Consider the following 18,640-nt stretch of genomic DNA (forward strand, 5'->3'; position numbering starts at 1 on the left):
GGGCCCTCAGTGGGCCTGGTAGCCGTACGCCCCGCGGGCCTGGTCCGTGGGGACGATCTCCTTGCCGAGCGGCAGCAGGGAGACGGGGATCATCTTGAAGTTGGCGATGCCGAGCGGGATGCCGATGATCGTGATGCAGAGGGCGATGCCGGTGGTGATGTGGCCGAGGGCGAGCCACCAGCCGGCCAGGATCAGCCAGAGGACGTTGCCGACGCAGGAGGGGGCGCCGGCGTCACGGCGGTCGACGACGGTGTGCCCGAACGGCCAGAGGGCGTAGATGCCGATGCGGAAGGCGGCGAGTCCGAAGGGGATGCCGATGATCGTGATGCAGAGCAGGACGCCCGCGAGCATGTAGCCGAGGAACATCCAGAATCCGCACAGGATCAGCCATATGACGTTGAGGATTGTCTTCACGGGCGGCGACCTGCCATCTGTTCGAGCCGGGCGATGCGCTCGGCCATCGGCGGATGGGTGGAGAACATCTTGGACAAGCCCTTCCCGGGACGGAAAGGGTTCGCGATCATCATGTGGCTCGCGGTCTCGATCCGCGGCTCGGGGGGCAGCGGCAGCTGCTTGGTGCCCGCGTCGAGCTTCCGGAGGGCGCTGGCCAGGGCGAGCGGGTCGCCGGTGAGCTGGGCACCGGAGGCGTCGGCCTCGTACTCCCGGGAGCGGGAGATGGCGAGCTGGATGACCGAGGCGGCGATCGGGCCGAGGATGAGGATCAGCAGATAGCCGAGGAGGCCCGGGCCGTCGTCGTCGTTGGAGCGGCCGACCGGGATCAGCCAGGCGAAGTTGACCAGGAACATGATCACGGAGGCGAGTGCTCCGGCGACCGAGGAGATCAGGATGTCCCGGTTGTAGACGTGGCTCAGTTCGTGGCCGATGACCCCGCGCAGCTCGCGCTCGTCGAGGATCGCGAGGATGCCCTCGGTGCAGCAGACGGCGGCGTTGCGCGGGTTGCGGCCGGTGGCGAAGGCGTTCGGCGCCTGGGTCGGCGAGATGTAGAGCCGGGGCATGGGCTGGCGGGCCTGCGTGGAGAGCTCGCGCACCATCCGGTAGAGCGCGGGCGCCTCGAATTCGCTGACCGGGCGGGCGCGCATGGCCCGGAGCGCCAGCTTGTCGCTGTTCCAGTACGCGTACGCGTTGGTGCCGAGCGCCACGACGAGCGCGACGATCAGCCCCGTACGTCCGAAGAAGCTGCCGATGACGATGATGAGGGCCGAGAGCCCTCCGAGGAGTACGGCGGTCCTCAGCCCGTTGTGCCGGCGGTGCACGGTACGCCCTCCAAGTGGTGCGGCAGGGGAACCCTTTGCTTCGTGGTGGTGCTCCCCCCGGACTCGGTCCGGAGGGGCTCCCTGTCCAGTGGAACCTCCCGTACTGGTCAACGCCAGGCGGGAGGCCCGGGTTCCCCGGCTCGCGGGGGCCGCCGTGTGGGCCGTACGGGTGATCAGCGGGCGGCGGGGATCTTGTCCAGGCCGAAGGCGGTGGGCTCGACCTCGCTGGTGCAGTGGGCGCAGCGGCTGGCGATGGCCGGGATCTCGGTGAAGCAGCGGGGGCAGTCGCGCTTCTCCGACTTGGGGTCGGCGGCCTCCTCCTTGGCGAACCGGTCCTGGATCTTGCCCATCGGGACGACGATGAGGAAGTAGAGGACGAGGGCCGTGATGAGGAAGGCGATGGTGGCGGAGATCGCCAGGCCGTAGGGGAAGACGGTCTTGCCGAGGGTGAACTTCGCCTCGCTGAAGTCGCCGACCGAGCCGGTGGCCAGGCCGATGAGCGGGGTGATGAAGGCCTTGCTGAAGCCGGTGACGACGGCCGTGAACGCCGATCCGACGGCCAGACCGATGGCCATCGAGACGACGTTCCCGCGAAGTATGAAGTCTTTGAATCCGTTCAGCACGGGGTGTTGCTCCTCGGTTTTTCTCTGTGGGGGGGGTCAGAACAGGGCGGTCGCCGCGAAGCGGAGGGCGAACTGCGGGTAGCCCGACAGTACGACTCCGGCGGCGGCGGTCAGCACGATCGCCAGGGTGACCGGCACGGGGGCCTTGTGGGGGGCCTTCTCCGCGGCGCCTTCCGGCGCCCGGAAGAGCAGGGCGGTCCAGCGCAGGTAGTAGTACAGCGCGATCACGACGTTGAGGCCCATGATCACGGCCAGCCACCCCAGGCCCGCGTCGACGGCCGCCGAGAAGACGGTCACCTTGGCGAAGAGGCCGATGATACCCGGGGGCAAACCGGCCAGATTCAGGAGGAAGAACCCGAGCGCGAGGGCCGCGGCGGGGCTGGCCGCGTACAGGCCCCGGTAGTCCGCGAGCCGGTTGCCCGGGTGCGTACGGGCGACGAGCGCGACGACCGCGAAGGCACCGAGGTTCACGACGGCGTACATCAGGGCGTACGCGACGGTGGCGCCGATCTGGTCGTCACTGGAGTACGCGGCGGCGGCGATCGGCACCAGGAGGTAGCCGGCCTGGGCGACCGAGGACCAGGCGAGCAGCCGGACCGCGCTCCACGCGCGCGTGGAGACCTGCCGCAGCGCGGCGACGTTGCCGACGGTCATGGTGAGCGCGGCGAGGACGGCGAGCGCCGGGCCCCACACGTCCGCGTACGACGGGAAGGCGACGACCGTCACCAGGATCAGCCCGGTGAAGCCGACGGCCTTGCCGACCACCGAGAGGTAGGCCGCGACGGGCAGCGGGGCGCCCACATAGGTGTCGGGGACCCAGAAGTGGAACGGGACGGCGGCCGTCTTGAACGCGAAGCCGACCAGGGTGAGCGCGACACCGGCCTCGGCGAGCGTCTGGAGCTGCCCGGGGACGTCGTCGAGGCGCTGGGCGAGCTCCGTGAGGTGCAGGGTGCCGGTCGCCGCGTACACGAAGCTGACGCCGAGCAGGGTCACGGCGGTCGCGGTGACCGAGGACAGGAAGAACTTGAGCGCCGCCTCGCCCGACATGCGGTCCCCGCGCTTCAGGCCGACCAGCGCGAACGCGGGCAGCGAGGCCACCTCAAGGGCGATCACCAGGGTCGCCAGGTCGCGGGAGGCCGGCAGCAGGGCCGCGCCGGCGGCCGAGGAGAGCAGCAGGAACCAGAACTCGCCGGCCGGGAGCTTCTCGCGGGTCTCCGACAGCGACAGCAGCGCCGTCAGGAGCGCGCCCGCGAGGACGAGCAGCTGGATGACGAGGGTGAAGTGGTCGGCGGTGTAGCTGCACGCGCCGATCCGGGTGTCGGCGGTGAGGCAGAAGGTCTCGCGGTCGCCGGCCCGCAGCGGCACGAGGAGGGCGAGCGCCGCCGTGAGGCCGCCGACCGCGGTCCAGCCGAGGAGCTGCTTGCGCTCCGCAGGGACGAAGAGGTCGGCGACGAGGACGACGAGGGCGACCACGGCCGTCAGGGTCGGGGGCGCGATCGTCAGCCAGTCGACGGACTGGACGAGCGAGGCTTCGGCGAGCGTCGTCCCGGGGGTCACGGGCTGCCCCGCCGGCACGGCGGTCAGGGCGATCGCTGCGGTCACTGGGTGCCTCCGGCGAGGAGCTGCTGGACGGCCGGGTCGGTGAGGCCGAGGAGGACGGCGGGCCAGAGTCCGGCGAGGACGGTGAGGGCGACGAGCGGGGTCCAGGCGGCGAACTCGTACCCCTGGACGTCGGCGATGGCCGGCTCGCCCGCGGGCCGCGGGCCGCCCATGCAGACCCGGCGCACCACGAGGAGGAGGTACGCGGCGGTGAGCAGGGTGCCGAACGCGCCGATCGCCATGAAGGTGAGGAACGCGGGCCGGCTGAGGCCCTCGGCGGGCTCGAAGGCGCCGAACAGGGCGAGCATCTCGCCCCAGAACCCGGCCAGGCCCGGCAGGCCGAGCGAGGCGACCGCGGCGAACGCGAGGAGCGCGCCGAGGCGCGGGGCGCGGCCGTAGAGGGCGGCTCCGGTGGCGCCGGCGAGGGTGTCGAGGTCGGCCGTGCCGTACCGGTCCTTCACCGCGCCGACCAGGAAGAACAGCAGGCCGGTGACGAGTCCGTGGGCGATGTTGGCGAAGAGCGCGCCGTTGACGCCGGTGGGGGTCATGGTCGCGATGCCGAGCAGGACGAAGCCCATGTGGCCGACGGAGGAGTACGCGATCAGGCGCTTGAGGTCGCCCTTGTTGCCGGGCCGCGCCAGTGCGAGGCAGGCGAGCGATCCGTAGATGATCCCGGCGACCGCGAAGGCGGCGAGGTAGGGCGCGAAGGTCCGCATGCCGTCGGGGGCGATCGGCAGCACGATCCGGACGAAGCCGTACGTGCCCATCTTCAGGAGCACGCCGGCGAGGAGCACCGAGCCGACCGTCGGGGCGGCGGTGTGGGCGTCCGGGAGCCAGCTGTGCAGCGGCCACATCGGGGTCTTCACCGCGAGCCCGACGCCGATCGCCAGAACGGCGATGACCTGCACCGATGTGGTGAGCCCACGGCCGTTGTCAGTGGCGAGTGCCAGCATGTCGAAGGTGCCGGCCTTCACTCCGATGAGGAGCAGGCCGAGCAGCATGACGACGGAGCCGAGCAGCGTGTAGAGGATGAACTTCCAGGCGGCGGCCTGCCTGCCCTCGCCGCCCCAGCGGGCGATGAGGAAGTACATCGGGATGAGGACCATCTCGAAGGCCAGGAAGAACAGGACCAGGTCGAGGACGGCGAAGGTGGCGAGGGTGCCGGACTCCAGGACGAGGAGAAGTGCGACGAACGCCTTGGGGGAAGGCCCCTTCGGCATCTTGAAGTAGCTGTACAGCGCGCAGAGGAAGGTCAGCAGCGCGGTCAGGACCAGGAGGGGGAGGGAAATGCCGTCGACACCGAGGTGGATCCGCACGTCGAGTGCCTTGATCCACGTGATGTCCGTCGTGGCCTGCATCCTCGACGGGTGGTCGTGGTCGAAGCCGAGCGCGAGGACGATCGCGGCCAGCAGGATCACGGCGGTGACGGTGACGCCGTGGCGGAGCACGGCCTGGTCCGGTGACTTCCCCTTCAGCCCCGGCGGGGCGGGGAGAAGGGCGGCGGCCGCGCCGATGAGCGGGCCGGCGACGATCAACGCAAGAAGGAACTGCATCACGGATTCGCTGATATCGATCACGGCTCACGCTCCGGCGACGGCGTTGGCGAGGGCGACTGCGGCGATCACCAGGACGACGGAGCCGGCGAGCAGGGCGCTCAGATAGGTCTGCACGTTGCCGGTCTGGGCGCGGCGGACGAGCCAGCCCAGGCCCTTGGCGGAGTCGCCCGCGGCGCGTACGTAGGTGTCGACGACCTCGCGGTCCAGGAAGCGGACCAGGGAGGCGGCGGCGAGGACCGGGCGGACGAAGACGGTCCGGTAGACGGCGTCCAGATGGAAACCGTCGGCGGCCGGTCCGTGCAGCGGCCCGAGCAGCGCCCGGCCGGGGTCGGCCGGATCCTCGGCCGGGTGCGGCAGGTGCAGCGCCTCCGCCTCGACGAGACCGGCGTCCGCGTCCGGGTGGGCCACATGCGGTACGGGGGCCCCGGCCGGCGTCCTCGCGGCGAGGGTGCGCCAGACCGCGTACGTGATCATCGCGCCGGCGGCGGCCAGGCCCGTGCCGAGGACCGCCGTGGTGAGCGTCGGGGTGAGGGCGTGGCCGTCGAACCAGTCGTCGAGGTAGGTGACGGTCAGGCCGAAGCCCAGCGAGGGGATCGCCAGCGCCCACAGGACGGCCGTCATCGCGATCGGCTGACGACCGTGATCCGGGGCTTCGGCACCCCGGCCGCGGAAGGTCCGCAGCCAGAGCCGGAGCGCGTACGCGGCGGTCAGCAGGGCCGTGAGCAGGCCCGCGACGAGCACGATCCAGCCCGCCCCCGCGGGGGCGACGTCCCGGTCGCCGAGCGCGGTGTGCTCGGCGGCCACGAGGACGGCTTCCTTGGAGAAGAAGCCGGCGAAGGGCGGGATCGCGGCGAGCGCCAGGAGGGCGACGGTCATCGTCCAGTACGCGTCCGGGATGCGCTTCGCGAGGCCGCTCATCCGGGACATGGCGGTGAGCGAGTTCGTCCCGGCGGCGTGGATGACCGCGCCGGCCGCGAGGAACAGCAGCGCCTTGAAGGCGGCGTGCGAGAGCAGGTGGAAGACGGCGGCCCCGCGGTCGCCGACGGCCAGGGCGCCGGCCATGTAGCCGAGCTGGCCGATCGTCGAGTAGGCGAGGACCCGCTTGATGTCGTCCTGCGCGAGCGCGGCCAGCGCCGAGCCGACCATCGTGACCGCCGCCATCACGGCGAGCACGGTCATGGCGGCGGCCGAGGCGGCGAAGACGGGCAGCAGCCGGGCCGTGAAGTAGATGCCGGCGGCGACCATCGTCGCCGCGTGGATGAGCGCGGAGACGGGGGTGGGGCCGGCCATCGCGTCCGGGAGCCAGGTGTGCAGCGGGAACTGCGCGGACTTGCCCGCCACGCCCGCGAGCAGCAGCAGCGCGATCAGCGTGGGGTGGTCGAGGCCGCCGCTCGCGACCGCGCCGAGCACTCCCGTGATCCGGAAGGTGCCGGCGTCGGCGGCGAGCGCGAACAGACCGATGAGGAAGGGGACGTCGCCGAGCTTGGTGACCAGGAAGGCCTTCAGGGACGCGGAGCGCGCCTCGGGGGTCTCCCAGTAGTGGCCGACGAGGAAGTACGAGCAGATGCCCATGATCTCCCAGCCGACCAGGAGCACCATCAGGTCGCCGGAGTAGACGACGAGCAGCATCGCGGAGGTGAAGAGGGAGACGAGCGCCGCGTACGAGGGGTAGCGCGGGTCCTCGCGGAGGTAGCCGGTCGAGTAGATCTGCACACAGGTCGCGACGACCCCGACGAGCACCGCGACCAGGGCCGCGAAGCCGTCGATGTGCAAGCTCAGATAGATAGGGACGGAGCCTGTCGGCGTGAGCTGAGTGGCTCCGCTGATCACTTCGTCCCCGCCCTGCTTGAAGGCCACCAGGACGGCGAGGACGGCGGCGGCCAGCGTCGGGAGGACGGCGAGCGGGCGGACGAAGCCGGGCGCGGTACGGCCCAGGAGGAGTCCGGCGGCCGAGCCGGCGAAGGGCAGCAGGGGGACAAGGACGGCGAGGGTGGTCGTGGTCACGCGGCTGCCTCGGTCTTCTCGTCGGTGGGTTCCCGCTCCCCGTCGGCGCCGTCCGGCCGCTCGGCCGTGTCGCGGAGCCGGTCGATGTCCGACGTCCCCTTGTTGCGGTGGACCATCAGGATGATCGCGAGACCGATGCCGATCTCGGCGGCGGCGACGGCGATGGTGAAGAGCGTGAGGGCCTGGCCCGCGTGCAGGGTGTCGCGGAGCCAGACGTCGAACGCGACCAGGTTGAGGTTGACCGCGTTGAGCATCAGCTCGACGGACATCAGGACCAGGATCGCGTTGCGGCGGGCGAGGACGCCGTACAGGCCGACGCAGAACAGCAGGGCGGCCAGGACGGCCGGATAGGCGAGGTGCATCAGCGCTCCTGCTCCTTCTTGCGGGAGAGGACGATCGCGCCGACCAGCGCCGCGAGGAGGAGCACCGAGAGCGCCTCGAAGGGCAGCACCCAGTGCCGGAACAGGACGGCGCCGGTCACCTCGGTCGAGCCCTGCACGGCCCCGTCGAGGTCGATCCACGTCGTACGGAACGCGTCCACGACCACCCAGACCAGGGCGGCCGCCGCGGCCAGCGCCACGGCGAGGGCCACCGGCCGGTTGCCGGAGTCGGCGTCCGGGGAGCGGCCGATCGGCGCCTTGGTGAGCATCAGCCCGAACAGGAGGAGGACGACCACGGAACCCACGTAGATCAGCACCTGCACCCAGGCGATGAACTCGGCGGTCAGCAGCAGGTACTCGACGGCGAGGCCGCCCAGCGCCACGACCAGCCACAGCGCGGCGTGCACGAGCTGCCGGGTGGTGACCGTGACCAGGGCCGCGCCGAGGGTCACCAGGCCGACCAGGACGAAGGCGATCTCGACGCCGGAGGGCGAGAGGAAGCCGGGGGCCTGCGCCCCCGCTTGTGCTGCCAGGATCACTGCTGTTCCTCCCCCGCCTCGGCGGCGGCCGCCGCCGCTGCCGCGGCCTTCTCCGCCGCCTTGCGGGCCGCGGCGATCTCCTTCGGCTCCTCCGCCTTCGGGTCGAGCGCCGGCGGCTCCGGCACGGTCCACATCCACTCGCGGAGCTTGTCCCGCTCGTGGGTCAGCTCGTGGATGTCGGTCTCCGCGTACTCGAACTCCGGCGACCAGAACAGCGCGTCGAAGGGGCACACCTCGATGCAGATGCCGCAGTACATGCAGAGCGAGAAGTCGATGGCGAACCGGTCGAGGACGTTCCGGCTGCGCTCGCGGCCGCCGGGGGCGGCGGGCGGCACCGTCTCCTTGTGGGAGTCGATGTAGATGCACCAGTCGGGGCACTCACGGGCGCACAGCATGCACACCGTGCAGTTCTCCTCGAACAGACCGATCACCCCGCGCGTACGCGGCGGCAGCTCGGGCTGCACCTCCGGGTACTGCGCGGTGACCGTCTTCCGCGTCATCGTGCGGAGCGTGACGGCGAGGCCCTTGGCGAGGCCGGAACCGGGAATGCCCATTACTGGATCGCCACCTTCACGATGCCGGTCAGCGCGATCTGCGCGAGCGCGAGCGGGACGAGCGTCGTCCACGCGAGCTTCTGGAGCTGGTCCTCGCGCAGGCGCGGGTACGTCACCCGCAGCCAGATCACGACGAACGCGAGCACCGCCGTCTTCAGCAGCGTCCACACCCAGCCGAGGCCGTCCGCCCCGAACGGGCCGTGCCAGCCGCCGAGGAAGAGGACGGTGGTGAGACCGCAGAGCACGACGATGCCCGCGTACTCCGCCAGCAGGAACAGCGCGAACCGCAGCCCCGTGTACTCCGTGTACGCGCCGAAGATGATCTCCGAGTCGGCCACCGGCATGTCGAACGGCGGACGCTGGAGCTCCGCGAGGCCCGCCACGAAGAAGACGATCGCGCCGATGATCTGCCACGGCAGCCACCACCACTCGAAGGCGTTCAGGATGCCCGGGAGCGAGACGGTGCCGGCGGCCATCGCGACCGAGGCGGCGGCGAGCAGCATCGGCAGCTCGTACGCGAGCAGCTGCGCCGCCGTCCGCAGACCGCCGAGCAGCGAGAACTTGTTGGCCGACGCCCAGCCGGCCATCAGGCTGCCGAGCACCCCGACGCCCATCACGGCCAGCACGAAGAAGATCCCCGCGTCGACCACCTGGCCGACGGCCCCCTCGCTCGGCCCGATCGGGATCGCGACGAGCACGAGCAGGTACGGGAGGAGGGCGACGGCCGGCGCCAGCTGGAACACCCGCCGGTCCGCGTCCTTCGGAACCACGTCCTCCTTCTGCGCGAACTTCACGCCGTCGGCGACGAGCTGCGCCCAGCCGTGGAACCCACCGGCGTACATCGGACCGAGCCGGCCCTGCATGTGCGCCATCACCTTGTGCTCCGTCTGCCCCACGACCAGCGGCAGCACCAGGAACACCGCGAACACGATCAGCAGCCGGAGGGCGACGTCGAGTGCGTCGTTCACGCGGGATCGCCTCCGGCGGGGTCGGTGGGTTCGGCTGGGGGTTCGGTCGGGGGGTGGGCTGCGGGCTCGGCCGGAGGTTCGGTCGAGGGTTGGGCTGCGGGCTCGGCCGGGGGTTCGGCCGGGGGTTGGGCTGCGGGCTCGGCCGGGGGTTCGGCTGCGGGCTCGGTCGCGGGTTCGGCCGGGGGTTGGGCTGCGGGCTCGGCCGGGGGTTCGGCTGCGGGCTCGGTCGCGGGTTCGGCGCCGGGCTTGTCCTCACCCGTGGGCCGCTCCTCCTCGAACGCCGGGCGGGCGTGGTGCCACGGGGCGTCCGAGCTGCGGGTACGCGGGGTGGCCGGGCCGGCCCCCTCCGCCCGGGGCGCCGCCTGGCTCGCCGAGCCGTCGGCCGCCGAGCGGGTACGGCGCGGCGGACGGGCCACCGGGGCCCCGGCGGCTTCGGGGGCTTCCGGGGTCGCCGGCTCCGGTGCGGGCGCCTGGCTCGCCGAGCCGTCGGCCACCGAGCGGGTACGGCGGGGCGGACGGGCCACCGGGGTCTCGGGAGCGTCCGGAGTCCCGGGGGTCCCAGGGGCTTCCGGGGGCGCCGAGTCCGGCGCCGGGGCCTGGCTCGCGGAGCCCTCGGTGACCGAGCGGGCGCGGCGGACCGGGCGGTCGCCGGTGGCAGCGCGGGCGGGGCGGTCGCCGGGGGCCGCGCGGGTGGGGCGGGCCGGGGCCGGGGGGAGCTGGCCCTTGAGGGGGCCCCAGTCGTTGGGGTCGGGGACGCCGGGGGGAAGCATCTGGCGGCGCTTGGGGCCGCCGTCGTGGGACTCGCCCGGTTCCTTGGCGCCGGGCCAGGGCTTGGCGACGCGGGCGGCGAGGACGAAGTCCTTGCGGAGGGGGTGGCCCTCGAAGTTCTCGGGGAGGAGGAGGGGGACGAGGTGGGGGTGGCCGGTGAAGGCGACGCCGAACATCTCGTGGGTCTCGCGCTCGTGCCAGCCGGCGCCCGCGTAGACGTCGATGGCCGTCGGGAGGGCGGGGGCGGAGTGCGGGACCGTCGTACGGAGGAGGAGACGGCGGGGGCGGGAGCCACCACCGGTGCCGCTACCGGAGCCGCCACCGGAGCCGCCGGCAGCGGCCTCGGCGGCGCCCAGGGACACCACGTGTGCGCAGACGCGGAAGCCCGTGCCCGGTTCGTCGACGGCGCTGAGCCAGTCGAAGTAGGTGCAGCCGAGGGTGTCGCGTGCGGTGGTGAGGGCGGCGATCCAGGAGGCCGGGGGGACGTCGACGGTCAGGAGGTCGTAGGCCTGTTCCGCCGTCGCGTCCTCGCCGAAGAGCTCGGTGACGGAGTCGGGGAGGGAGTCGAACGCGGCGGTCATGCCGTGCCTCCCGTGGGGGGCGCCACGAGCGGGCTGGTCAGCTGGGCCACGGACGGGGCGGAGGCGTACCGCTCGGCGAGGTTCTCGCGGGCGATCTTCTCCTGGAGCTTGAGGATGCCCTGGAGGAGCGCTTCGGGGCGGGGCGGGCAGCCCGGGACGTACACGTCGACGGGGATGATCTGGTCGACGCCCTTGGTGACGGAGTACGAGTCCCAGTAGGGGCCGCCGCAGTTGGAGCAGGCGCCGAAGGAGATGACGTACTTGGGCTCGGGCATCTGCTCGTAGAGACGCTTGACGGCCGGGGCCATCTTGTCCGTCACCGTGCCGGAGACGATCATCAGGTCGGCCTGGCGGGGGCCGGGCGCGAAGGGGATCACGCCGAGGCGGATGAAGTCGTGCCGGGCCATGGACGCGGCGATGAACTCGATCGCGCAGCAGGCGAGGCCGAAGTTGAAGACCCACAGGCTGTAGCGGCGGCCCCAGTTCAGGACCACCTTCATCGGCTCGGGCGCGAGGCGGGCGAGCGGCCCCAGCTTGGGTGCGGGCAGCGGTGTTACGTCCATGCCAGGACGCCCTTCTTGTACGCGTAGAGCAGCCCCACGGCCAGGAAGCCGAGGAAGACGAACATCTCGACCAGGGTGGTGGCGCCGTAGCCGGGCGCCGCGAAGACCGTCGCCCAGGGGAAGAGGAAGATCGAGTCGACGGCGAAGATCACGTACAGGAAGGCGTACACGTAGTAGCGGACCTGGGTGTGGGCCCAGCCCTCCCCGACGGGGTCGACACCGCACTCGTAGGTGAGGAGTTTCTCGGGCGTCGGCACGACCGGCCTGAGCAGCCGGTTGGCACTGAACGCCACGGCGACGAAGAGCACGCCGACGACGGCGAGCAGGCCGACGACGGAGTACGTCTGGAAGTAGTCCGCCGCGTCGGCCGCGACAACGGTCGGTTCCCGCACGTCCGCCCCTCGGTCTCGTTGTCTCATGAGTCACTTCTTTACGGACGCGAGTGTAGGCCCTGCTAAAGGGACGGTAAGCAGTCGCGGGTGGGGTTATCCCCCCTCTTCCTCACCCACCTCCCCCATGGCATCCCGCCGCCCCCGACCGGCACTCTGGGGTCCATGAGCGCCGATCTTGATCCCGTCGAGTCCACCGACTCCTCCGCCGCCCCCCGTCCGCCGCTCCGGTTCGCCTACGGGAAGGAGACCTGGAAGGAGGTCGCCTTCCTCCTCTCCAACCTCTTCACGGCGCTGGCCGGATTCGTGTACGCGGTCGTGAGCGTCCTGCTCGGGGTGGGCCTCTCGGTCACCGTCATCGGGCTTCCGCTGCTGGCCCTCGGGCTCGGCGGCGCGCGTCTGATCGGCCGCTCGGAGCGGGCGCGGGCCCGCGCCCTGCTCGGCGTCCGGGTGACCGAGCCGTCCCCGCTGCCCCGCCGCGGCGGCTTCTTCGCCTGGCTGTGGACCTCGCTGAAGGACCCGGTGGCCTGGCGGACCCAGCTGTACGGGCTGATCCGGCTGCCCTGGGGGATCGTGACGTTCACGATCGCGCTGGTCTCGCTGTTCGTCCTGTGGCCGGTGCTGCCGTTCCTCTCCCGCGGCCTGTCCAACGCCGACCGGGGCATGGTGCGGGGGCTGCTCTCCCCCTCCGACGAGCTGGAGCGGCGGATCGCCGAGCTGGAGTCCGACCGGGGCGTCGTCGTCGACACCGCCGCGGCCGACCTGCGGCGCATCGAGCGCGACCTGCACGACGGCGCGCAGGCCCGGCTGGTGGCCCTCGCCATGGGGCTCGGCCTGGCGAAGGAGAAGCTGCTCGCCGACCCGGAGGCCGCGGCGGCGATGGTCGACGAGGCGCACGGCGAGGTGAAGCTCGCGCTCCAGGAGCTGCGGGACCTCGCCCGGGGCATCCACCCGGCCGTCCTCACGGACCGCGGGCTCAGCGCCGCGCTCTCCTCGGTCTCCGCCCGCTGCACGGTGCCGGTGAAGGTCTCCGTCGACCTGGCGGAACGTCCGGCCGAGGCCATCGAGGGCATCGCGTACTTCACCGTCTCCGAGCTCCTCCAGAACGTCTCCAAGCACTCCCGCGCCAAGTCCGCCTCGGTCGAGGTGTGGCGTGCCGGGGACCGGCTGCTCCTCCAGGTCCACGACGACGGCGCCGGCGGTGCCCGCTTCGACGGCGGTACGGGCCTGGCCGGGCTCGCCGAGCGGCTCGGCGCGGTCGACGGGCTCCTCGTCCTCGACTCCCCCGAGGGCGGCCCGACGACCGTCACGGCCGAGCTTCCGTGGCGCTCCCGCCCGGGGGCGTGAGCCGGACCCCCCCGGGGTCCCGTACCCGACGGGTAGGGAAAACCCCCGGCCGAGGACGCCCACCTGCCTCATGGTCCGGCGGGCCGTGGGACGGAACCCTGGAACACGTACCGCCCGCCCCTCCCTCCGACCCTCCGAGCAGAGAAGGAACACCGCGATGGCCTCCCACCGCCTCCCCGCCGCGATCCGCGCGCCGTTCGAGGCCCGCACCTGGCGCGCCTTCGGATACGTGCTGATCGGGCTGCCGCTGAGCGTCTGCTGGTTCGCGCTGTCCGTCGCCCTCGTGTCGGCCGGGGCGGGGCTGCTGATCACGTTCCTCGGCGTACCGATCCTGGCCGGGGCGCTCGCGATGTGCCGGGGCTTCGGCGTCGTCGAGCGGGCCAGGGCGCGGGGCCTGCTCAGGGTGGACGTGGCGGCGCCCGAGCCGGTGCGCGGCCGGACCGGCGGGGCGTTCTCGTGGATGGGCGCGATGCTGAAGAGCGGCGCTTCGTGGCGGCACCTGCTGTACGCGGTGATCCACATGCCGTGGGCGGTGTTCTCGTTCTCCGTGGTGGTGGCCCTCTGGGCCTGGGGCTGGAGCCTCTTCACGTACCCGCTGTGGCAGTGGGTCTTCCCGACCTGGGTCGGGCAGGACGGCATCCAGCTGTACGGCGACGCCACCCACTCCTTCTACCTCGACGCGCCCTTCGAGATCGCCCTGACCAGCCTCATCGGCCTCGTCTTCGTGCTGCTCGGGCCGTGGGTGCTGCGCGGCCTGGTCTCCGTCGACCGGTTCCTCGTCGCCGGGCTGCTCGGCCCGGGCCGGCTCGCCTCCCGGGTCACGGAGCTGGAGTCCGACCGCGGCGTCGTCGTCGACACGGCGGCGGCCGACCTGCGGCGCATCGAGCGCGAACTCCACGACGGCGCGCAGGCGCGGCTCGCCGCGCTCGCCATGGACCTCGGCCTCGCGAAGGAGAAGCTCGCCCAGGACCCCCAGGCTGCGGCCGTGCTCGTCGACGAGGCGCACGGCGAGGTGAAGCTCGCCCTGCAGGAGCTGCGGGACCTCGCCCGGGGCATCCACCCCGCCGTCCTCACCGACCGCGGGCTCGACGCGGCGCTCTCCGCCGTCGCCTCCCGCTGCGCCGTCCCCGTCTCGGTGGACGTGGACCTGCCGGCCCGGCCCGTGCCGGCCATCGAGGGCATCGCGTACTTCACGGTGTCCGAGCTCCTGCGCAACGTGACGGGGCACGCGCGGGCCCGGCGGGCGTGGGTGGACGTGTGGCGGGCGGGCGGCCGGCTCATGCTCCAGGTCCGGGACGACGGCGTCGGCGGCGCGGCCGTGACCCCCGGGGCGGGCCTCGCGAAGCTCTCCGAGCGGATCGACGCGGTCGACGGCGTCCTCGCGGTCGACTCCCCCGCCGGCGGCCCCACCACGATCACCGTCGAGCTGCCCTGGAGGGCATAGCCCGGGCGTGCGGTGCGGGTGCCATGCTGAACGCCTCATTGGAAGATCGGACGTGGGGGCTTCAGGGCGTGGGTGCGGAAGACGTGGCGCGGGTGCGGGTGGTCATCGCGGAGGATTCGGTGCTGCTGCGGGAGGGGCTGACGCGGCTGCTGACGGATCTGGGGCACGAGGTCGTCGCGGGGGTGGGCGACGGCGAGGCGCTGGTGGAGACCGTGGCGGGGCTCGCGGAGCAGGGCGCGCTGCCGGACGTGGTGGTGGCGGACGTGCGGATGCCGCCGACGCACACGGACGAGGGGGTGCGGGCGGCGGTGCGGCTGCGGAAGGAGCATCCGGGACTGGGTGTGCTCGTGCTGTCGCAGTACGTGGAGGAGCAGTACGCCACCGAACTGCTGGCCGGTTCCAGTAGGGGTGTGGGGTATCTGCTGAAGGACCGGGTCGCGGAGGTCCGGGAGTTCGTGGACGCGGTGGTGCGGGTGGCCGGCGGCGGTACGGCGCTCGACCCGGAGGTCGTGCAGCAGCTGCTCGGCAGGAGCCGTCAGCAGGACGTGCTGGCGAACCTGACCCCGCGCGAGCGGGAGGTCCTGGGTCTGATGGCGGAGGGCCGGACGAACTCGGCGATCGCGAAGGCGCTGGTGGTGAGCGACGGCGCGGTGGAGAAGCACATCAGCAATATTTTCCTGAAGCTCGGGCTTTCCCCGAGTGACGGTGATCATCGCCGGGTACTTGCGGTGTTGACGTATCTGAAGTCCTGATCATCTGACACCCTGTCAGATAGCCTGGTCCTAGACCCAAGGGATGAGACGGAATATGACATTCCAGAACACTCCGGGTGGCGACAGAACGTGACGATTCAGGGCAAGAGGGCGTCTCAAAAAGAGGTCCGTCATATGAGAAGTCCCGGGGAGGCCCACCCTGCCGTCGTAGGGTGGGCCTCGGGACGGGCGGTGATCGACCGACCGCATCCCGAGCCTTCTCCCGCCTCCGGCGGAGAGTCCCCTTGCCGCGAGGGAGGTCCAGTTCAGTGACCAGCCAGGTCAGTAGCGAGGCCGGTGAGGCCCTGCTCGGAGAGCAGCGCAGCGCCCCGGCGACGTCGCACAACGGCACCGAGAAGGAAGTGCGCCGTCTCGACCGCGTGATCATCCGCTTCGCGGGCGACTCCGGTGACGGCATGCAGCTCACGGGTGACCGGTTCACCTCGGAGACGGCGTCCTTCGGGAACGACCTCTCCACGCTGCCGAACTTCCCGGCCGAGATCCGGGCACCCGCCGGAACCCTGCCGGGCGTCTCCTCGTTCCAGCTGCACTTCGCCGACCACGACATCCTGACCCCGGGCGACGCCCCGAACGTGCTGGTCGCGATGAACCCCGCCGCCCTGAAGGCCAACATCGGGGACGTACCGCGCGGCGGCGAGATCATCGTCAACACCGACGAGTTCGCCAAGCGCGCCATGGCCAAGGTCGGCTACGCGACCTCGCCCCTCGAAGACGGCTCCCTGGACGCGTACCACGTCCACCCGGTGCCGCTGACGACGCTGACGATCGAGGCGCTGAAGGAGTTCGGCCTCTCCCGGAAGGAGGCCGAGCGCTCGAAGAACATGTTCGCGCTCGGGCTGCTCTCCTGGATGTACCACCGGCCGACTGAGGGCACCGAGACCTTCCTGCGCCAGAAGTTCGCGAAGAAACCGCAGATCGCCGAGGCCAACGTGGCCGCCTTCCGGGCCGGCTGGAACTTCGGCGAGACCACCGAGGACTTCGCCGTCTCCTACGAGGTCGCCCCCGCGACCCGCGCCTTCCCCACCGGCACGTACCGCAACATCTCCGGGAACCTCGCCCTGTCGTACGGGCTCGTCGCCGCGAGCAGGCAGGCCGACCTGCCGCTGTACCTCGGGTCGTACCCGATCACCCCGGCCTCGGACATCCTGCACGAGCTCAGCAAGCACAAGAACTTCGGTGTCCGCACCTTCCAGGCCGAGGACGAGATCGCCGGCATCGGCGCCGCGCTCGGCGCGGCCTTCGGCGGCTCACTCGCCGTGACCACCACCTCGGGCCCGGGCGTCGCGCTCAAGAGCGAGACGATCGGTCTCGCGGTCTCCCTGGAGCTGCCGCTGCTGATCGTCGACATCCAGCGCGGCGGCCCGTCGACCGGTCTGCCGACCAAGACCGAGCAGGCCGACCTCCTCCAGGCCATGTACGGCAGGAACGGCGAGGCCCCGGTCCCGGTCGTGGCCCCGAAGACCCCCGCCGACTGCTTCGACGCGGCCCTGGAGGCCGCCCGGATCGCGCTCACCTACCGCACCCCGGTCTTCCTGCTCTCCGACGGCTACCTCGCCAACGGCTCCGAGCCCTGGCGGATCCCCGAGGTCGAGGAGCTCCCCGACCTGCGGACACCGTTCGCCGCCGGCCCCAACCACACGCTCGACGACGGCACCGAGGTCTTCTGGCCGTACAAGCGCGACCCCGAGACCCTCGCCCGCCCCTGGGCCGTCCCCGGCACCCCCGGCCTCGAACACCGCATCGGCGGCATCGAGAAGCAGGACGGCACCGGCAACATCTCGTACGACCCCGCCAACCACGAGTTCATGGTCCGCACCCGGCAGGCCAAGGTCGACGGCATCGACGTCCCCGACATCGAGGTCGACGACCCGGACGGCGCGAGCACCCTGGTCCTCGGCTGGGGCTCCACCTACGGGCCGATCACGGCGGCCGTCCGCCGCCTCCGGGTCGCCGGCAAGCCCATCGCCCAGGCCCACCTGCGCCACCTCAACCCCTTCCCGAAGAACCTCGGCGAGGTCCTGGGGCGGTACGAGAAGGTCGTCGTCCCCGAGATGAACCTCGGCCAGCTCGCCACCCTCGTCCGGGCCAAGTACCTCGTCGACGCCCGCAGCCACACCCAGGTCAACGGCATGCCGTTCAAGGCCGAGCAGCTCGCCGCCGCCCTCAAGGAGGCCATCGATGGCTGAGAACCTGCTGCACCTGGTGCCCAAGGCCGAGGCCGCCCAGACCATGAAGGACTTCAAGTCCGACCAGGAAGTCCGCTGGTGCCCCGGCTGCGGCGACTACGCCGTCCTCGCCGCCGTCCAGGGCTTCATGCCCGAACTCGGCCTGGCGAAGGAGAACATCGTCTTCGTCTCCGGCATCGGCTGCTCCTCCCGCTTCCCGTACTACATGAACACCTACGGGATGCACTCCATCCACGGCCGCGCCCCGGCCATCGCCACCGGCCTCGCCACCTCCCGCCGCGACCTGTCCGTCTGGGTCGTCACCGGCGACGGCGACGCCCTCTCCATCGGCGGCAACCACCTCATCCACGCGCTGCGCCGCAACGTGAACCTCAAGATCCTGCTGTTCAACAACCGGATCTACGGCCTCACCAAGGGCCAGTACAGCCCGACCAGCGAGATCGGCAAGATCACCAAGTCGACGCCGATGGGCTCCCTCGACGCCCCCTTCAACCCGGTGTCCCTCGCGCTCGGCGCCGAGGCCTCCTTCGTGGCCCGCACGGTCGACTCCGACCGCAAGCACCTCACCGAGGTCCTCCGCCAGGCCGCCGACCACGACGGCACCGCGCTCGTGGAGATCTACCAGAACTGCAACATCTTCAACGACGGCGCCTTCGAGGCCCTCAAGGACAAGGACCAGGCCAAGGAAGCCGTCATCCGCCTGGAGCACGGCCAGCCGATCCGCTTCGGCGCCGAGAACGAGAAGGGCGTCGTCCGCGACCCCGCCACCGGCGACCTGGAGGTCGTCACCGTCACGGCCGAGAACGAGTCCCGCGTCCTCGTCCACGACGCCCACGCGGCCTCCCCCACCACCGCCTTCGCCCTCTCCCGGCTCGCCGACCCCGACACCCTCCACCAGACCCCCATCGGCGTCCTCCGGTCGGTCGAACGCCCGGTGTACGACACGCTGATGGCCGAGCAGCTCGACACGGCCGTCGAGCGCAACGGCCAGGGCGACCTGGGCCGGCTGCTGGCGGGGAACGACACGTGGACGGTCGTCGGCTGAGGCCGTTCCCGTACGCCACTGGGGCCCGGCCGACGAGCGTCGGCCGG

General features: G+C 71.8%; 18 protein-coding genes. 5 read left to right on the top strand and 13 right to left on the bottom strand.

The window, feature by feature from the left end; genetic code table 11:
- Window positions 1–6: 6 nt before the first annotated feature.
- The 13 genes from ACZ7G1_RS28520 to ACZ7G1_RS28580 form a co-directional block, all read right to left on the bottom strand.
- Complete coding sequence (locus tag ACZ7G1_RS28520) at window positions 7–414, bottom strand: YccF domain-containing protein (RefSeq protein WP_470876958.1); 408 nt, start codon at window positions 412–414, stop codon at window positions 7–9.
- Entirely contained in the window at window positions 411–1,274 is an 864-nt protein-coding gene (gene htpX, locus ACZ7G1_RS28525; RefSeq protein WP_470876957.1) for a zinc metalloprotease HtpX, read from the bottom strand. Before htpX ends, ACZ7G1_RS28520 begins: the two co-directional genes overlap by 4 nt.
- A gap of 173 nt (window positions 1,275–1,447) precedes the next feature.
- Window positions 1,448–1,897, bottom strand: a complete 450-nt coding sequence (gene mscL / locus ACZ7G1_RS28530) for a large conductance mechanosensitive channel protein MscL (RefSeq protein WP_470876956.1) — start codon at window positions 1,895–1,897, stop codon at window positions 1,448–1,450.
- Between the two features lie 36 nt (window positions 1,898–1,933).
- Window positions 1,934–3,499, bottom strand: coding sequence for an NADH-quinone oxidoreductase subunit N (locus ACZ7G1_RS28535; protein ID WP_470876955.1), 1,566 nt, complete (start codon window positions 3,497–3,499; stop codon window positions 1,934–1,936).
- Window positions 3,496–5,049, bottom strand: a complete 1,554-nt coding sequence (locus tag ACZ7G1_RS28540; RefSeq protein ID WP_470877098.1) for a complex I subunit 4 family protein — start codon at window positions 5,047–5,049, stop codon at window positions 3,496–3,498. The genes ACZ7G1_RS28535 and ACZ7G1_RS28540 overlap by 4 nt, the downstream gene beginning before the upstream one ends.
- 27 nt (window positions 5,050–5,076) lie before the next feature.
- Window positions 5,077–7,056: an NADH-quinone oxidoreductase subunit 5 family protein gene (locus tag ACZ7G1_RS28545; protein WP_470876954.1), complete on the bottom strand. Its 1,980-nt coding sequence runs from the start codon at window positions 7,054–7,056 to the stop codon at window positions 5,077–5,079.
- Complete coding sequence (gene nuoK, locus ACZ7G1_RS28550) at window positions 7,053–7,418, bottom strand: NADH-quinone oxidoreductase subunit NuoK (protein ID WP_470876953.1); 366 nt, start codon at window positions 7,416–7,418, stop codon at window positions 7,053–7,055. The genes ACZ7G1_RS28545 and nuoK overlap by 4 nt, the downstream gene beginning before the upstream one ends.
- The gene (locus tag ACZ7G1_RS28555; RefSeq protein WP_470877097.1) at window positions 7,418–7,972 is read right to left on the bottom strand and encodes an NADH-quinone oxidoreductase subunit J family protein; all 555 of its coding nucleotides are present in this window, start codon (window positions 7,970–7,972) and stop codon (window positions 7,418–7,420) included. Before ACZ7G1_RS28555 ends, nuoK begins: the two co-directional genes overlap by 1 nt.
- The gene (locus ACZ7G1_RS28560) at window positions 7,972–8,529 is read right to left on the bottom strand and encodes a NuoI/complex I 23 kDa subunit family protein (protein ID WP_470876952.1); all 558 of its coding nucleotides are present in this window, start codon (window positions 8,527–8,529) and stop codon (window positions 7,972–7,974) included. The genes ACZ7G1_RS28555 and ACZ7G1_RS28560 overlap by 1 nt, the downstream gene beginning before the upstream one ends.
- Window positions 8,529–9,497 (bottom strand): complex I subunit 1/NuoH family protein, encoded by a 969-nt coding sequence (locus ACZ7G1_RS28565; RefSeq protein ID WP_470876951.1) that lies wholly within the window; start codon window positions 9,495–9,497, stop codon window positions 8,529–8,531. Before ACZ7G1_RS28565 ends, ACZ7G1_RS28560 begins: the two co-directional genes overlap by 1 nt.
- On the bottom strand, window positions 9,494–10,846 hold the full coding sequence (locus ACZ7G1_RS28570) for an NADH-quinone oxidoreductase subunit C (RefSeq protein ID WP_470876950.1): 1,353 nt from the start codon (window positions 10,844–10,846) through the stop codon (window positions 9,494–9,496). Before ACZ7G1_RS28570 ends, ACZ7G1_RS28565 begins: the two co-directional genes overlap by 4 nt.
- Window positions 10,843–11,409 (bottom strand): NADH-quinone oxidoreductase subunit B, encoded by a 567-nt coding sequence (locus ACZ7G1_RS28575; RefSeq protein WP_470876949.1) that lies wholly within the window; start codon window positions 11,407–11,409, stop codon window positions 10,843–10,845. The genes ACZ7G1_RS28570 and ACZ7G1_RS28575 overlap by 4 nt, the downstream gene beginning before the upstream one ends.
- Window positions 11,400–11,828: an NADH-quinone oxidoreductase subunit A gene (locus ACZ7G1_RS28580; RefSeq protein ID WP_470876948.1), complete on the bottom strand. Its 429-nt coding sequence runs from the start codon at window positions 11,826–11,828 to the stop codon at window positions 11,400–11,402. Before ACZ7G1_RS28580 ends, ACZ7G1_RS28575 begins: the two co-directional genes overlap by 10 nt.
- A gap of 135 nt (window positions 11,829–11,963) precedes the next feature.
- On the opposite strand from ACZ7G1_RS28580, the gene ACZ7G1_RS28585 reads away from it, so the two are divergent.
- The 5 genes from ACZ7G1_RS28585 to ACZ7G1_RS28605 all read left to right on the top strand — a co-directional run bounded on the left by ACZ7G1_RS28585 (window position 11,964) and on the right by ACZ7G1_RS28605 (window position 18,593).
- The gene (locus tag ACZ7G1_RS28585) at window positions 11,964–13,145 is read left to right on the top strand and encodes a sensor histidine kinase (RefSeq protein ID WP_470876947.1); all 1,182 of its coding nucleotides are present in this window, start codon (window positions 11,964–11,966) and stop codon (window positions 13,143–13,145) included.
- Window positions 13,146–13,302: 157 nt separating this feature from the next.
- Complete coding sequence (locus tag ACZ7G1_RS28590) at window positions 13,303–14,589, top strand: sensor histidine kinase (protein ID WP_470876946.1); 1,287 nt, start codon at window positions 13,303–13,305, stop codon at window positions 14,587–14,589.
- A gap of 92 nt (window positions 14,590–14,681) precedes the next feature.
- Window positions 14,682–15,341, top strand: a complete 660-nt coding sequence (locus ACZ7G1_RS28595; protein WP_470877096.1) for a LuxR C-terminal-related transcriptional regulator — start codon at window positions 14,682–14,684, stop codon at window positions 15,339–15,341.
- A 269-nt stretch (window positions 15,342–15,610) separates the two neighbouring features.
- Window positions 15,611–17,548, top strand: a complete 1,938-nt coding sequence (locus tag ACZ7G1_RS28600) for a 2-oxoacid:acceptor oxidoreductase subunit alpha (protein ID WP_470876945.1) — start codon at window positions 15,611–15,613, stop codon at window positions 17,546–17,548.
- A complete protein-coding gene (locus tag ACZ7G1_RS28605; RefSeq protein ID WP_470876943.1) occupies window positions 17,541–18,593 on the top strand; it encodes a 2-oxoacid:ferredoxin oxidoreductase subunit beta in 1,053 nt (350 codons plus the stop codon). The genes ACZ7G1_RS28600 and ACZ7G1_RS28605 overlap by 8 nt, the downstream gene beginning before the upstream one ends.
- Window positions 18,594–18,640: the final 47 nt, after the last annotated feature.

The organism is Streptomyces sp. NPDC037273, assembly GCF_055603625.1.

Coding starts and splice junctions, on each gene's coding strand:
- ACZ7G1_RS28590 (WP_470876946.1), top strand. CDS start 13,303: ATGGCCTCCCACCGCCTCCCCGCCGCGATCCGCGCGCCGTTCGAGGCC.
- ACZ7G1_RS28605 (WP_470876943.1), top strand. CDS start 17,541: ATGGCTGAGAACCTGCTGCACCTGGTGCCCAAGGCCGAGGCCGCCCAG.
- nuoK (WP_470876953.1), bottom strand. CDS start 7,418: ATGCACCTCGCCTATCCGGCCGTCCTGGCCGCCCTGCTGTTCTGCGTC.
- ACZ7G1_RS28585 (WP_470876947.1), top strand. CDS start 11,964: ATGAGCGCCGATCTTGATCCCGTCGAGTCCACCGACTCCTCCGCCGCC.
- ACZ7G1_RS28540 (WP_470877098.1), bottom strand. CDS start 5,049: ATGCAGTTCCTTCTTGCGTTGATCGTCGCCGGCCCGCTCATCGGCGCG.
- ACZ7G1_RS28580 (WP_470876948.1), bottom strand. CDS start 11,828: ATGAGACAACGAGACCGAGGGGCGGACGTGCGGGAACCGACCGTTGTC.
- ACZ7G1_RS28560 (WP_470876952.1), bottom strand. CDS start 8,529: ATGGGCATTCCCGGTTCCGGCCTCGCCAAGGGCCTCGCCGTCACGCTC.
- ACZ7G1_RS28570 (WP_470876950.1), bottom strand. CDS start 10,846: ATGACCGCCGCGTTCGACTCCCTCCCCGACTCCGTCACCGAGCTCTTC.
- ACZ7G1_RS28575 (WP_470876949.1), bottom strand. CDS start 11,409: ATGGACGTAACACCGCTGCCCGCACCCAAGCTGGGGCCGCTCGCCCGC.